Raw genomic sequence first — 14925 nt, forward strand, 5'->3', positions numbered from 1 at the left:
TAATACAAATTCTGGAAATTTTTCCGATGACCATACCCATCACGGGACATGTCAAAAACTCATCGTTAAAATTATTTAATTTCATCCATAGAGCGTAAGTTTTTCACCGCAATACGTTCAGCATTTTTACGGTCACGTTCTGGCATCATCTTTGGCTTATACACAGGCTGAAGATCATCACCAATAACCGCTGAAAGTGGACGGCGCTCTAGTTGAATTTGGTCTTGAAGTAACATCAATGCTTGGATCAATGCTTCTGGACGAGGCGGACAACCTGGGATGTACACATCAACAGGAATAATTTTGTCTACACCCTGAACCACGGAATAGATGTCGTACATACCACCTGAGTTAGCACAAGCACCCATTGAAATGACCCATTTAGGCTCAAGCATCTGTTCATACAAACGTTGAATGACAGGTGCCATTTTGACAAAGCAGGTTCCTGCAACAATCATCAAGTCTGCCTGACGCGGTGAAGCACGAATTACTTCGGCACCAAAGCGTGACAAGTCATGAACGCCTGTTAATGTAGTTGCATATTCAACGTAGCAGCATGAAGTACCAAAGTTAAATGGCCACAAAGAGTTTTTACGCCCCCAGTTCACTGCGGTATGCAACACATCTTCTAGACGCGTCATCATCACACTTTTATTCACTTCTTCCTCAAGTGGATCAGTGACGATTTGACGATCTTGTAATGGATATTGATCGGCATCCGGATTCGCACGGGTTAAAGTATATTTCATCCCGACTTACTCCTGTTCAGATGTTGAGGTAGTCGGTGTTTTAGATTTAACACGACCAGAAGACTGTGCTGGAATATGACCAGTAGGATCGACAACCAACTCTTCAATGTTATTGAATCGGGTAATGTCAGCAATGTTCATATTTGGCGAACCGATGTTGGTCTTGATACCAGCAGCTTTACGGCGATCAGAAGGTGCCCAGTTCAGCGCGCCTGTTGAAAGTTCGTAAATCAAACCAATTAATAAAACCAGAATAAACACGGCAGCCGTTGCAAAACCCACCCAACCCACTTCACGGACTGAAGTTGACCAAGCGTAGAGATAGAGGGCTTCCAGATCGAAGACCACAAAGAAAATTGCAACTAAATAGAACTTGGCAGACAAGCGGATACGAGCACCGCCCGCACCAACTACACCTGACTCAAACTGCTCTTGCTTCGCACGTCCCCATGCTTTACCCCCTAGGAGTAAGGGAACAGTGAGCATAAAAACGCAAAGAAATGTAACGCCGATCACGAAGGCAATAATTGCCCAATCGTATGGAGTAATGGCACTCATGCGGGGATAACTCCTGGCAGGCCTATTTTTAACAAAGAATGTATGTATTGGCCTTCAAATACACCAAACACAAAATTAATCCCGCCAATTGTACCTGATTTCTAATTTCTCATGCTAGTTGAAGCGCTTTAGTCTTTCGGATGATTTTGTCCATAAAGTTACGGATATAGACGGGATCATGCTTAATTCACCCCTAGAAATCGAATTATCTAATCAAACACCCTATATTGATCATTTTTTTCTTTATCAACGCATCAAAGACATTCAGCATTTCTGCTCAATGCACAAAAATATGGCAGCATGAACCCTATGATTGCATTGCTGCAAATCTATGTTGAAAATTTAACCGCAAGCTGTATATATCCAGCGACGGATTATTTTTATCTGGCCAGAAAGTAGTATTTTAATGAATCATAATTTCAACTAGCAGATCAGACGATTGATCCAGCCAGATAACAATATCGAAACCGGGTTGCCATTTCGACATAATATGTTGCAATTCAGCTAAATACTTTAATTATCTTTATACACAGCTCTAGCAATAGATCGTTATTCTAATAGAAGCAAAGAAGGAGAAAAACATGCATCTAGAATACACACACGACTCGGATTATTTCTTTTTTTCACAACTACTGATGCGTCATATAGAAAGTTATGTTCGAAAACATCCAGATGCTGATAATGCGATTTTTGATTTAAGAGACATCTACCAGGTTTTCAGAGAGGATTTTGCCGCTACCACCACCAATTTAGACAGCATTCTCAATATTGCCGACAGTTATAAAGTCGAAACCTTAAATGGAGATCAGGCACTGATTCAGGGCTATAAAATCGACATCAAGAATAATTCACTCCTGATTGATTTCAATGCCGATGCATTACAGGCGCTTCGCTCAGGCAAATCCTTGATCGAACCCGACCCTTCGGTACATGAATAAATACAGGTAGATGGATCAGTACTGTTCTGATCAATTGAGCCAAGGCATTTAACGCCTTGGCTTTTTTATGGAGCTAAAATAAAAAAAGGAATGGTACTTGCCATTCCTTTTTTAATTATTTCTTCAAGCCTTGCTTATAACGTTTTGCCGGCCAGGTCATGATAAACCGTGCACCGCCCAGATTTGGACTCTGATCCACCTGAATCGTACCACCAAACCAGTACGCAATACGACTGACAATCGACAAGCCCAGGCCATAACCACCCGAAGCACGGGTACGGCTATCATCCAGACGCGCAAAGGCTTCAAAGATACGGGCACGCTCTTGCTCAGGAATCCCCGGCCCATCATCTTCAACACAGACATAGGCATTACCATCGGCACGGATACCACCACTAATGCGCACCTTATGATCACAGTAGCGTACCGCATTTCCGACCAGGTTCTGCACCACACGGTGTAGATAACGACGCTCTGCGTCAACCTGCAAGGCCAATGGCGGTGCAATCAGCTCGATTTCCTTTTGCGTCTTCAACGCTTCGGTTTCCATTGCCACCTGATCCAGAACTTCAACCAGTACAATTTCTTCGAAATCCAGCGAAGGAGTGCCCTGCTCCAGTTTGGCATAGGTCATGATTTCATCAATCAGGGTATTGAGTGCTTCAATATCCTTATCGATCATGTCGACTTGCTGGATACGGTAATTATAGTCATCTTCCTCTGCCAGCATTTCCATACCAAAACGAATCCGCGCGACAGGGGTTCTGAGCTCATGTGATACCGCACGCATCAACTCACGCTGCGCCTCAATCAGACGCTGAATATGATCCGACATGTTGTTATAACTGGAAGCCAGATTGGCCATCTCATCGCTTCCCTCGATCGGAACACGTAATGACAAATCACCTGACTTCATCTTGTTCAAGGCATGGCGCACCTGACGGATTTTACGCTCCAGCGGCAAAATCAGACCATAAACGCCCAGACTCAGCAAGAACAGGCTGAACAAGGTAATGCCTGCGGAAAGCTGGAATGGCATCCAGTTAAACATCGGTACCGGACCCAGAATCAATACTTGCGCAGGATGATTAGGCATTGGAGACACAATTGAAATGGTGGTGCCACGAACGGTTGCGCTGTCTTTATACAGCAGGATGCTTTGATCCTGACGTAAACGACCAATTTGCTCCGAATCCAGATTGATATCTTTAATATCTGCAATTTCAATCGGGTAATAGAAATGGTTTTTGATTCGCTCTAGATATTCGCGTTCCTGCCCCGGATAGAAAATCAGATAATCCAGCACAAAGATCGGCAACGCTTTCATCTGGCGTTCGCCAATCTTATCGACCTTAATATACAGGAAATGCTTAGGATCGTCTTTCAGACCGATAATGATATAGCCAATGCCGTTATTGGCATCGTAACGAACTACTGACTTTTGCTCGGCAATGCGTTTTTTCTCGGTACGCGATAACTCGACCCGCTCTGCATCCACATAGTAGATCGGCAATTCCAGTAAATCAGAAGCATCGGAAATCCAGTCGAGTTTCTGCTGTTTTTCTGGCTGGCGAGATACCCCCTCACTAATGACATAGGAAATGCCATCGGTCAGAGATTCACGATATTCCTGCGCCCGTTGGTAGTTGATAATCTGGACCAGCAAATAACAAAATGCGGCAACCACAACCACCAAAACCACCAAGCCAGCATAAATACGCAAGAATATGCTGTTTTTCAGTACTCGACTTACCATAAGCTAAATAATTCCAAGCTCATTAAAACCCCACTTGAGCAGCGCTACTACGCAAGTCCTTTGTGGAAAGGAAAAAATCCCCCTGAATGCAGGGGGATTCCAGGGATTTAGATCCCGTTGGTTTCTTTAACGAATAAATAACCTTTACTGCGGACGGTTTTAATACGTTTTGGATTTTCCGGATCATCACCGATTTTTGGACGGATACGGGAAATACGCACATCGATCGAACGGTCCTGACCATCATATTCAATACCGCGTAAACGCTCGAAGATATCTTCACGAGACAGGATGCGACCGGCATTTGAAGCAAGTAACCATAACAGGTCATATTCAGCGCTGGTGAAGTCAACCAGATCACCATTTAAAGTCACTGAACGACCGCCATTATCAATCACCAGATCATCAAACTCGATACGTTGTGCGACTTCGTCTTCAACTGTCTTGTCGGTACGACGTAATAAGGCACGAATACGCGCTAACAATACGCGTGGCTGAACAGGCTTGGCAACATAGTCATCTGCACCCATTTCCAGACCCAGTACCTGATCCATATCTTCGGTACGAGCTGTTAACATCAAGATCGGTTGATGATAATGCGGACGTACTTCACGACAAACGGTTAAGCCATCTGCACCCGGTAACATCACATCAAGCACCACTAAATCTGGCTGCTCGCTGATAATGCGACGAATGGCACGATTACCATCAGTTTCAACACCAACTTCTAAACCGTTACGAATCAAATATTCTTGCGTTAAACGTGCTAAACGCTCGTCATCTTCTACAATCAAAATCTTCGGTAACTTTTCTTCTTGGCTCATTTGTTGCCCCTAAAATCTGAGTGAGTCTATCTATATAAATCTGACAGATACATTGGTTTATGAATTGCAATATACACACGTTTACATTGTAAACAAGTAGCCGTTCACCAAACTGATACACGCTTACCCTGTTTTGTTATCTTTTTATTAAAATTATGAATTTTAATATATTTTTCAGAATTGTAAGCGTTTTTTCTTCAGGATGGATATTTAGTATAGATTTTGTGCCAATCTTAAACAATTTGTTTCTTTCTTCGCCTATAACAATTTAAGTGTCTGTTTTTTGAGTTATCCACAGAGTTATCTATAAGCCTTTTTTAACGGCTTTGTTATGCTATGTCCCTGTGAATTCAGCAGTTAAGACATGAAAAAAAATTTACTAAAATGTCAAGGATTGATCTACTGCTAAAAATCCCGTATCTTGTGTTGAAAATAAACTTTAACCACTAAGTATTGTGTTTATCCCTCAAACATCGTGGCATACTTTTTGCTCGATTCAAACGGTCCATGAACATAAAAATAGATGATAATGGAGCTATGCTGACATGAGCATCATCACTTCTACTCCTGGCCAACTTCAGGTCATTAAGCGCACCGGTGAGATTGCGCCATTTAATGCCGAGAAAATTTCTGTTGCGATTGGGAAAGCATTTCTGGCTGTTGAAGGTCAACAAGGTACCGACTCTAGTCGTATCCATGACCGCATCACCCAATTGACAGAAATGGTTATGAACACATTTAACCGTCGTTTACCTTCGGGTGGCACGATTCATATCGAAGAAATTCAGGATCAGGTTGAACTGGCCCTGATGCGTACTGGCGAGCAAAAAGTTGCCCGTGCCTATGTGATCTATCGTGACCAACGCGCAAGTGCCCGTCAGCAAACTGGTGCGAACCATCACCCTACCCTTCAGATTACTGATAACAATGGCCAGCTCCAGCCATTGGATCTTGATGCGTTGACTGCAACCATCCAGACGGCAAGTGAAGGCCTGGAAGGGATCGATGTTCAGGCGATCGTGGATGAGACCGTAAAGAATCTCTATAACGGCGTAAAAGAAAGCGACATCGCCACCACGATGATGATGGCGACTCGTACCCGTATCGAACAAGAGCCAAACTATACTTATGTGACTGCACGTTTATTATCAAATGAATTGGTCAGCACAGGTCTTGAATTCTTAGGTCTACCTTCAGATACACCAGAAGGCAATGCTTTAGAAACCTTCCTCAAGAAAGGTATTGAGCTTGATCTGCTTTCTGCTGACCTGCTTGACTTTGACCTTGAAAAATTGGCCGCAGCAATCAAGCCAGAGCGCTCAAACCAGTTTACTTATTTAGGTCTACAAACCTTATTTGACCGTTACTTCATTCACTCGAATGGCGTACGTTTCGAATTACCACAATTATTCTTTATGCGTGTGTCGATGGGTCTTGCACTCAACGAAGAACATAAAGAAGACCGTGCGATCGAATTCTACGACTTATTGTCGAGCTTCGATTACATGGCGTCTACACCGACCCTGTTTAACTCAGGGACATTACGTCCACAGTTATCAAGCTGTTACTTAACCACCATCGGTGATGACCTATATGACATTTATGGTGCAATGCGTGACAACGCCATGCTCTCAAAATGGGCAGGTGGTTTAGGTAATGACTGGACCCCTGTACGTGCCTTGAACTCTTATATCAAAGGCACCAACGGTAAATCTCAAGGTGTTGTACCATTCCTGAAAGTTGCGAATGATACAGCGGTTGCGGTTAACCAGGGTGGTAAGCGTAAAGGTGCAGTCTGTGCATACCTTGAAACCTGGCACTTGGATGTTGAAGAATTCCTGGAGCTACGTAAAAACACCGGTGATGACCGTCGTCGTACCCATGACATGAACACTGCAAACTGGGTTCCTGACCTGTTCATGCAACGTGTATTTGAAGATGCGGAATGGACCCTGTTCACCCCTTCTGAAACACCAGACCTGCATGACTTGACCGGTGCTGAATTTGCTGAGCGTTATGCACACTACGAAGCAGTCGCAAAAGAACAAAACATGCTACACAAGAAAGTACGTGCCAAAGACTTATGGCGCAAAATGCTTTCGATGTTGTTCGAAACAGGTCATCCATGGATCACGTTCAAAGATGTATGTAACTTGCGTTCACCACAACAACACGTGGGCGTGGTACATTCATCGAACTTGTGTACAGAAATCACCTTAAACACCAACCAAGACGAAATCGCGGTATGTAACCTTGGTTCGATCAACCTTGTGCAACACGTTCAAGGTGGTGTGTTAGACCGTGAGAAGCTTGCTCGTACCATTAAAACAGCGGTACGTATGCTCGATAACGTCATCGACATTAACTACTACGCGGTACCACAAGCGAAAAACTCAAACATGAAACACCGCCCAGTGGGTATGGGGATCATGGGCTTCCAAGATGCATTGTATGAAATGAATCTTGCTTACGGTTCTGACGCAGCAGTTGATTTTGCTGACGAATCAATGGAAGTAATCAGCTACTACGCAATTCAAACGTCAAGTGATCTTGCAATCGAACGTGGTGCTTATTCGACATTCAAAGGTTCATTGTGGGATCAAGGTATCTTGCCAATCGACTCTTTGGAAATCGTTGCCAAATCACGTCCGGAACGCATGTTCGAAGTGGATCGTACCCAACGTTTAGACTGGGACACATTACGTGCCAAAGTTCAAAAAGACGGTATGCGTAACTCGAATGTGATGGCAATTGCACCGACTGCAACCATTTCAAACATTTGTGGCGTGTCTCAATCGATTGAGCCGACTTTCCAGAACTTGTATGTGAAGTCGAACCTATCTGGTGAATTCACCGTAATCAACCCTTACCTAGTTCGTGCATTAAAAGAGCGCGGTCTTTGGGATAGCGTGATGGTGAATGACCTGAAACACTTTGAAGGTTCGGTGCAAAAGATTGCGCGTATTCCTGAGGAATTAAAAGCCATCTTCGCAACTGCATTCGAAGTGGATACCCGCTGGATCGTTGATGCTGCTTCTCGTCGTCAAAAATGGATCGACCAGGCGCAGTCATTGAACCTGTACATCGCTGGCGCGAACGGTAAGAAACTTGACATCACTTATAAGATGGCATGGTTACGTGGTCTTAAAACCACTTATTACCTCCGAGCTTTAGGTGCAACCTCTGCCGAGAAATCAACCATCAATACCGGTGCACTCAATGCAGTAAAACCGGCATCGGTTGAAGCTCCGGTTGTTGCAGCAGCACCTGCGGCGGTTGCAGAGAAAAAACCAGAAACTCCAGTTGAAGAAGATGGTTTTACGACAGCAGCACCAGTGCCAATGGCTTGTTCGATCGACAATCCAGACTGTGAAGCTTGTCAGTAATTAAATCCGCATACGCCCTTCTCTCTCTGGAAGGGCCTTGCAAGATTTAAATCTATAGAGGCATAGATCATGTTCCATCTCAGTCATAATTATCAATTTGGTGTGATAGTGCTGATTTGTGCCTTTCTAGTGTTTTATATCCCCCTCGTTTACGCGTTTTTTAAAATACGTAGACAACAGCGTAATCAAAATAAGTCTTAGGGATTGCGAGTGACGACTAGTCACTTTTAAAAAATCAATCAATAAAACTTAATTTTGCTTACACAAATTGAGCGTATAGTAAGGACATCTTCTTGATTGAGATGTCTTCATAAAAGATATAAAGCAACGAAGAGAGAATTGATATGTCTATCCTTAGTTGGGACGATTTTGAAGATGATTCGCAAAAACCGACTGCACCTGAACACAAGTCTGCGCCCATCGACACGCAAAAAACGGTTAATACGCAAGTGGTATCTGATTCAGAGCAATCATCGCCGCGCGTGGCAGCTGCACAACCCGCTGGAACCAGTACCGTGCGATCAACAGATTCAGCCGATTCGCTGGCTCGAGCATCTGCAGCCCTAGAACACCTAGACGTTGCCCCTGGCCTGGAAGAACTTGAAATGGGCGCTCAGCGCGTTCAGGTTGATGATAAAGCCATGATCAACTGTCGTGCAGACTTGAACCAGCTTGTTCCATTCAAATACGAGTGGGCTTGGCAGAAGTACCTTGACGGGTGTGCAAACCACTGGATGCCGCAAGAAGTCAACATGAACCATGACATCGCGCTTTGGAAATCTGAAAATGGCTTAACCGAAGATGAGCGTACCATCATCATGCGTTCTTTAGGTTTCTTCTCGACTGCAGACTCACTGGTTGCAAACAACCTGGTATTGGCGATTTACCGTCACATTACCAACCCTGAATGCCGCCAGTACATCTTGCGTCAGGCATTTGAAGAAGCGATTCATACCCATGCTTACCAGTACTGTATCGAATCTTTGGGCATGGACGAAGGCGAAGTCTTCAACATGTACCGCGAGATTCCATCTGTTGCGCGTAAAGCATCTTGGGGCTTGAAGTATACGCAGTCTTTAAGTGATCCGACGTTTAACACTGGTACACCTGAAAACGACCAGCGTTTACTTCGTAACCTGATCGCATTCTACTGTGTACTTGAAGGGATCTTCTTCTACTGTGGCTTTACTCAAATCTTGAGTATGGGCCGTCGTAACAAGATGAACGGTGTTGCCGAGCAGTTCCAGTACATCCTGCGTGATGAGTCTATGCACCTGAACTTCGGTATCGACATGATCAACCAGATCAAGATCGAGAACCCGCACTTGTGGACGGCCGAGTTCCAGGAAGAAGTGATTCAAATGATTCTTGAAGGCACCATGCTTGAAATCGAATATGCGCGTGACACTATGCCACGTGGTGTATTGGGTATGAATGCAAGCATGATGGAAGAGTACCTGAAGTTCATCTGTAACCGTCGTTTAGCGCAGCTTGGTTTACCAGAGCAGTTTGCCGGTGTTACCAACCCGTTTGGCTGGATGTCTGAGATGATGGACTTGCGTAAAGAGAAGAACTTCTTTGAAACGCGTGTAACGGATTACCAAACTGGTGGTGCGTTAAGCTGGTAAGTTGAATTATGCCACGTTGTTATAAAATAATAGCGTGGCATAACACTATAAAAAGCGGGTTTGTAAATCTTTTATCTTGCATATCATCATTGCCATAGCAAAAATATTTTTAAATTTTAATATCCATTTACCTGACGCTTAGATTATCAATAACAAATAACGAGCTTTTGAATCCAATGTCTTACTTTCGCCTTAAATGGTTTGTTATCCTCTTAATTCTTATAATACTAGGGTTTTATCTTACGATAATAACCGCAGCAAAATACGAGTGGTTTGGTGAAAAACCCCAAAAACAAATATTTGCCAGCGTAGACACTCCTTTTCAAAGAGAAATGCAACAGTTTTGTACTGGCATAAAAGTAACACCTAGCGGTACATGGTTAGTTGCCCGAGATGATTCTCCAAATTTAAGTGATGATGAAACGAGTAAGTCTTTCAATCTAAATTCATTACTCCCTGCCAAAGAAGCTGATGAGTATAGTAATTTTATGGGAATGAATCGGGAAGAACCCATTACTTACGTCTCAAAACTCAATAATCAAGGATATTTTGAAGAAGTTGCACGCCTTCAAGGTATTGGATGCTTGGTACCGATATTAAATAGCGTCCTACTCTTAACAGATGTTAATCAAGGTCAACAGGGTTATTCAAAACAAACTGCCGTATTCCGTAGCGATGATCAAGGTCGTCATTGGAAAATTCAAAGTGAGGGCTTTTTTGCCCCAGTTCAACAACAGGCATGGACAATCCGCCCTACAGCATATAAAGACAATGCTCTTTGGGCATGGAAAGACTTTCCTTTTGAACAACCAACAGAGGGACTGGCAGCCAATCAGCCAAGTGGACTTTATTTTTCTAAAGACCAAGGTAAAAGTATAGAAACCATTATGGCTTCCGCCCCTCTTTTATTAGATATCACTTCTCTTCCAGATAAAGCCAATTTAAACCCTGACTGGAAGGCCGATGATCTTGGAGAAATAAAAGCCTTTATTACTCAGACACATGATGATCATGCAATCTTATGGGTTACACAGATTTTCAGTCAGGCTCTGACCACAGGCCCATTTCAAGTGACTACCCGAGCCAAGCTTGATCGGGTCAATGGCAAGTGGATCATGGGGGAAGTTAAACGTATTCAGGGTTTAGCAATCAAGAAGTTAGCACAGAATACTCAGGGTAAAATTATTACCATTCAGAACCAAATGGATCAAGATCAGGATGTAATTGCAGAGTTAGTCCCAGAAAATTTAAGTTGGAAAATACATGGAACTTTACCCCACCCTTTTTCACCTTTTAACGGTTCTTCATATGTTTATGATATCTGGATAACCCATGATGCACTTTTGATTACTACAATGAGTGAACACATTGCAGCGCGTATTTTGCAGCCAAGTACCTGGCGTAAACCAGCAGGTTCTGGCGGAACAGTTTCTGCAACTGCAGTCTTTTACTCAAAAGACTGGGGAACATCTTGGCAAAAATTAGCAATTCAGGGTTATCTCAAAGTATTGGGCGTTGAAGCAAACTCTGACCAAGTTTTTTGGGTAGAAGGTTCAGTGTATGAAAATAAAAAAGACACCCATATTTATAGTCATCAACTAAAATAAACAGGATTTGTTGGATTTAAGGCAGTCACCGTACTGCCTATCTAACATTTATGAAATAATATTTTTAGAGATATCCCGGCTTGAGAACTCTCTCATATTCAGAATTGATAAATTCACCTCCCCAACCCTACCAAAAACCCCTCAATCAACCGCTCTGGATCGTCCACTCCATTCCTGCCACCCAAAAGCAAAATCATTGCCCCATCGACCACAAATAAAAACATATGCGCATCCTTTTTAGAGGCATGTGCCGAATTGGCTGAAAGCAGCTTAAAAATTTCATTAATCAGCCATTTCCGATAATTCACTACAATCTGATAAGCCGCCGGATAACACTTTTCAATCTCAAAAATCGCTTTAAACGGCAAATGATAAGGCCCGTCCAGATGCGCATGTAAAAAGAATATCCGCTTCAGTTTTTCATGCAGCGTAAGCTGTTTTTGCCGATAAATCAGCGCAAATACGTCTTCTTTAAGCGCTTCGGTTTGAAAACCCAGACTCATTTCAATCAGCTGTTCTTTCGATTGAAAATATTTATAAAAGGTTGCTTTGGCGATTTGAGATGACTCAATAATTAGATCAACCCCGACGCCATGAAAACCATGAGCATTAAACAACTTTCGAGAAGTCTCCAGCACCTTTAAAGCGCGAAATGAAATTTCTAAATGCGACATATAGTGTCCCTATAATTTTTTTGTTCTCACTGTATCCGCCAACGTGTTAGCGGTAAAAAAGGCATACAAAAGCCCGAAAAGACGGCTCAAGCACATCTCTGATTTTATTGTTGATTTGGATTTTTAAGTCATGATGACCTAATGCCTAAAAGCATTTAAACGCAACCAAGCATTATTTAGGATAAATAAGAATACGATACATGGCCAACTCCTACAAAATTCGGAACGCTGCCAAGGCATAAAGAGTTATGGTGGCAGGGTGAAAGAGGGTTGACAGACTGAACCTAAGAATCAGCACGCCCGGAGGCGTCCCCCTTTCGCCCTACCGCTACAAAAGGGGGACGAACGAGTCTACATCAAAAAAACAAGTTTTTTCAATGTACTTAGGATACGGTCTGTCAAAACCGGCTGGCATGTAGGCCAGCGTTTAAAGAATAATCGGAGTATTGATGGGTGTCAATGTTCGGATTTATCGTAAAAAACAGGTTTATTATTAATATTCAACAACTTAATTATTTTTATTATTTAATATTTTTAATTTATGATGTAAGTATATTTTATTAATCCTATTTGGGTTTTTATGATCCCTTTATAATAAAAGCCTACCTTATAATTCGCACCCTTCTTTTCAAATGAGGTGGCCCGCAGATCAAAGCACTATCAATAACCATTACTTGATCAGCATGGCTTTAACCCTACTTATGTATACAAACACACCAGCAGATAAGCTGAGAAAATTGCGATGGCACTGATCAATGAACTCAAACGTTTAACCTTCATCAATCCATAGAGTAAATTAGAGACCAGCCCGATCAGCACAAATAACGTGGCGCACATACTTTGTAAAATGATTCGGTGTTCCGTGCCGTTATAATGCTGCCAAAGCTTTAAGTTCTGATAATGCTTTGAGCCAGTAACAAATTGCTCTGCAAATACCAGAATCGATAAAGGCATGGCATTTACAATACTGCTCACCAACCATCCCAGCACAGCTGAAAGCATCAATCCCAATAAAGGATCAATTGAATCCCGATAATGATAAGTATTATCTAAAATATCAAATATTTGGTAGACCAGTTTTAAAAAGTGTAGCAGTGCACCGATAATCGCAATCATCAAAAGAAAAAAATGAAATTGATCAAAATAGATCAGATAGTTCATCACAACGATGAGCATTACCATGAAACTGCCTAAACAGATAGCCATCGTATTTGAGAATTGAGTATTTACATAACCTCTCATGCTCTTGATGTAGCATGAATGAGGATACTGAGCAGCATGATTATTATTTTTCGCAGTGTTTGTCTTTGTTCTATCTTTCAAAACGCCCTCCTTCTGTTTATTGAATAAATTTATAGATCTAAAAAAAGCTACAGAATATAAATAGCCCTGGCATTTCAACCTGACTTCCATATAGAAGTAGCAACGAGCTTGCAATTACTATAGTAGGTAATTTTTTTAGCCTGATTTTAAATTGTTGCGATAAACACCTATCAGCTAAATTTTAAAAATAACTTGGCAGCTAGCTCTATCAGTTTGATTTTTTTGACTAAGGAAGTACCAGCATCCAATACGCAGCCAGACTCATTAGCACCGCCAACACCGGGGTAAAAGGCTTAAACAGGTTAAAGCTATACAGCAGATTGCAGCAAAGTCCGATGATTAAACTTAAGGTCGCGCCTATATTGCAAAGAATGATTTTATGTCCCAATGGCTTAAAATGCTTCCACAGTTGCCAAGCCTGCTTCCAGACACTGCCAGCGTTTGATCTAAATTCTTCAGCAAATATCAATATTTGTTGTGGCATGGCTTTCTCGGTCATGTTCACCATGACAACCAATAATCCAGCAAAAAACAGCCCCAGCACGGATTCGGTAATCTCCTGAAAATCCTGCTGTTTATTCATAAACGGATAAATGATTTTAAATACGAATAGCACTACAGTGAGCACAATAAAGAGTTTGAGAAAAAAGAAAATCTGTTCAAAATAGATCAGATAAAACATCATGATGAACAGCATCAGTACGAAAAGTCCAGCCAGAAAGGTAATACCCTTTAGGGTTGATTCTTCTGATGAATGGTCTGGACATCCACCTTGATAGATGGTTTGCTTAAAATTATTATTATTGCCATTCACCACACCAATATTGGTATTATTTTTCATCATTCACCTCTAAACAACTTGATAATTAATTTACTTTTACTAAGCACTAGAGCAAATGCATATCATAATTATTTTTTTGGCGATGATTTTCACAAGCTTATTAAAACATTTACAACTTAGGATTTAAAATCCCAAATCTAATCAAGATTGGGATATATAAAATAGGTCATCTGTATTAATCCGAAATGGCATAACCACTCATAACCGCCTGAGCATTAAAATAGATGGCGATTGAAGCAGGGTTTTCACGATAAGATTTCGGGTTGTACTTGTCAGAACCTGTCGAGCTGTTTAGCTCACCTATCGCCACGTTTGCAGGGCTGGATTGTTCTGCATAATAGTTCCATATTTCAGTGTTATCGGGATATAAGGTTTTATCTCGTGTGGTGCCATACAACGCAATAACATCGGTCTTTGTGGTTTTGCTCTTGATCAGGTGCGTTTCGGTAAACACTTTTTCAAATCTTTCCACCGGCTTGGCACCGACCGGATTTAAACTGGATATACAGCCACAGCACAACATCATGATAAAGATAAACAGGATTTGATTTTTGTACATACCGAATAACTTTTACTCATATAAAAGTTTCTATTATATTTTTTTAGACTTTATTCATTTTATATATACTTTTGAAATTCTT

Annotated in this window: 13 protein-coding genes; 5 read left to right on the plus strand and 8 right to left on the minus strand. The window is 41.9% G+C overall.

Annotation, left to right across the window (positions count from 1 at the left end; all coding sequences use genetic code 11):
* Positions 1 to 71: 71 nt before the first annotated feature.
* Positions 72 to 749 (minus strand): NuoB/complex I 20 kDa subunit family protein, encoded by a 678-nt coding sequence (locus tag J699_RS02885; protein ID WP_004638049.1) that lies wholly within the window; start codon positions 747 to 749, stop codon positions 72 to 74.
* A gap of 6 nt (positions 750 to 755) precedes the next feature.
* Entirely contained in the window at positions 756 to 1307 is a 552-nt protein-coding gene (locus J699_RS02880) for an NADH-quinone oxidoreductase subunit A (protein ID WP_032868078.1), read from the minus strand.
* A 581-nt stretch (positions 1308 to 1888) separates the two neighbouring features.
* On the opposite strand from J699_RS02880, the gene J699_RS02875 reads away from it, so the two are divergent.
* On the plus strand, positions 1889 to 2245 hold the full coding sequence (locus J699_RS02875) for a hypothetical protein (protein ID WP_005228913.1): 357 nt from the start codon (positions 1889 to 1891) through the stop codon (positions 2243 to 2245).
* A 115-nt stretch (positions 2246 to 2360) separates the two neighbouring features.
* On the opposite strand, the gene bfmS is transcribed toward J699_RS02875, so the two are convergent.
* Both bfmS and bfmR read right to left on the minus strand, forming a co-directional pair.
* Positions 2361 to 4001, minus strand: coding sequence for a sensor histidine kinase BfmS (bfmS, locus tag J699_RS02870; protein ID WP_032868080.1), 1641 nt, complete (start codon positions 3999 to 4001; stop codon positions 2361 to 2363).
* A 107-nt stretch (positions 4002 to 4108) separates the two neighbouring features.
* Complete coding sequence (gene bfmR, locus J699_RS02865; RefSeq protein WP_004770762.1) at positions 4109 to 4825, minus strand: response regulator transcription factor BfmR; 717 nt, start codon at positions 4823 to 4825, stop codon at positions 4109 to 4111.
* A gap of 545 nt (positions 4826 to 5370) precedes the next feature.
* Here bfmR and J699_RS02860 point away from each other — a divergent pair.
* The 4 genes from J699_RS02860 to J699_RS02850 all read left to right on the plus strand — a co-directional run bounded on the left by J699_RS02860 (position 5371) and on the right by J699_RS02850 (position 11446).
* Positions 5371 to 8211: a ribonucleoside-diphosphate reductase subunit alpha gene (locus J699_RS02860; RefSeq protein WP_005283648.1), complete on the plus strand. Its 2841-nt coding sequence runs from the start codon at positions 5371 to 5373 to the stop codon at positions 8209 to 8211.
* A gap of 69 nt (positions 8212 to 8280) precedes the next feature.
* Positions 8281 to 8412, plus strand: coding sequence for a hypothetical protein (locus J699_RS19270; RefSeq protein ID WP_004655460.1), 132 nt, complete (start codon positions 8281 to 8283; stop codon positions 8410 to 8412).
* A gap of 143 nt (positions 8413 to 8555) precedes the next feature.
* Complete coding sequence (locus J699_RS02855; RefSeq protein ID WP_005283645.1) at positions 8556 to 9839, plus strand: ribonucleotide-diphosphate reductase subunit beta; 1284 nt, start codon at positions 8556 to 8558, stop codon at positions 9837 to 9839.
* A 176-nt stretch (positions 9840 to 10015) separates the two neighbouring features.
* Entirely contained in the window at positions 10016 to 11446 is a 1431-nt protein-coding gene (locus tag J699_RS02850; protein WP_228131910.1) for a hypothetical protein, read from the plus strand.
* A gap of 113 nt (positions 11447 to 11559) precedes the next feature.
* On the opposite strand, the gene J699_RS02845 is transcribed toward J699_RS02850, so the two are convergent.
* From J699_RS02845 to J699_RS02835, 4 genes are all read right to left on the minus strand, one after another.
* Positions 11560 to 12120 (minus strand): TetR/AcrR family transcriptional regulator, encoded by a 561-nt coding sequence (locus tag J699_RS02845; RefSeq protein ID WP_032868084.1) that lies wholly within the window; start codon positions 12118 to 12120, stop codon positions 11560 to 11562.
* 699 nt (positions 12121 to 12819) lie between these two features.
* A complete protein-coding gene (locus J699_RS0218890; protein ID WP_228131911.1) occupies positions 12820 to 13302 on the minus strand; it encodes a hypothetical protein in 483 nt (160 codons plus the stop codon).
* A gap of 367 nt (positions 13303 to 13669) precedes the next feature.
* On the minus strand, positions 13670 to 14287 hold the full coding sequence (locus tag J699_RS02840; protein WP_228131912.1) for a hypothetical protein: 618 nt from the start codon (positions 14285 to 14287) through the stop codon (positions 13670 to 13672).
* Between the two features lie 172 nt (positions 14288 to 14459).
* Positions 14460 to 14843, minus strand: a complete 384-nt coding sequence (locus tag J699_RS02835) for a hypothetical protein (protein ID WP_032882963.1) — start codon at positions 14841 to 14843, stop codon at positions 14460 to 14462.
* Positions 14844 to 14925: the final 82 nt, after the last annotated feature.

Source organism: Acinetobacter sp. 1000160, assembly GCF_000588715.1.
GTDB lineage: Bacteria > Pseudomonadota > Gammaproteobacteria > Pseudomonadales > Moraxellaceae > Acinetobacter > Acinetobacter courvalinii.

What these genes read in the sequence shown, in the direction of transcription:
- J699_RS02885 (WP_004638049.1), bottom strand. Translation starts at nt 749, where the DNA reads ATGAAATATACTTTAACCCGTGCGAATCCGGATGCCGATCAATATCCA.
- J699_RS02880 (WP_032868078.1), bottom strand. Translation starts at nt 1,307, where the DNA reads ATGAGTGCCATTACTCCATACGATTGGGCAATTATTGCCTTCGTGATC.
- J699_RS02875 (WP_005228913.1), top strand. Translation starts at nt 1,889, where the DNA reads ATGCATCTAGAATACACACACGACTCGGATTATTTCTTTTTTTCACAA.
- bfmS (WP_032868080.1), bottom strand. Translation starts at nt 4,001, where the DNA reads ATGGTAAGTCGAGTACTGAAAAACAGCATATTCTTGCGTATTTATGCT.
- bfmR (WP_004770762.1), bottom strand. Translation starts at nt 4,825, where the DNA reads ATGAGCCAAGAAGAAAAGTTACCGAAGATTTTGATTGTAGAAGATGAC.
- J699_RS02860 (WP_005283648.1), top strand. Translation starts at nt 5,371, where the DNA reads ATGAGCATCATCACTTCTACTCCTGGCCAACTTCAGGTCATTAAGCGC.
- J699_RS19270 (WP_004655460.1), top strand. Translation starts at nt 8,281, where the DNA reads ATGTTCCATCTCAGTCATAATTATCAATTTGGTGTGATAGTGCTGATT.
- J699_RS02855 (WP_005283645.1), top strand. Translation starts at nt 8,556, where the DNA reads ATGTCTATCCTTAGTTGGGACGATTTTGAAGATGATTCGCAAAAACCG.
- J699_RS02850 (WP_228131910.1), top strand. Translation starts at nt 10,016, where the DNA reads ATGTCTTACTTTCGCCTTAAATGGTTTGTTATCCTCTTAATTCTTATA.
- J699_RS02845 (WP_032868084.1), bottom strand. Translation starts at nt 12,120, where the DNA reads ATGTCGCATTTAGAAATTTCATTTCGCGCTTTAAAGGTGCTGGAGACT.
- J699_RS0218890 (WP_228131911.1), bottom strand. Translation starts at nt 13,302, where the DNA reads ATGGTAATGCTCATCGTTGTGATGAACTATCTGATCTATTTTGATCAA.
- J699_RS02840 (WP_228131912.1), bottom strand. Translation starts at nt 14,287, where the DNA reads ATGATGAAAAATAATACCAATATTGGTGTGGTGAATGGCAATAATAAT.
- J699_RS02835 (WP_032882963.1), bottom strand. Translation starts at nt 14,843, where the DNA reads ATGTACAAAAATCAAATCCTGTTTATCTTTATCATGATGTTGTGCTGT.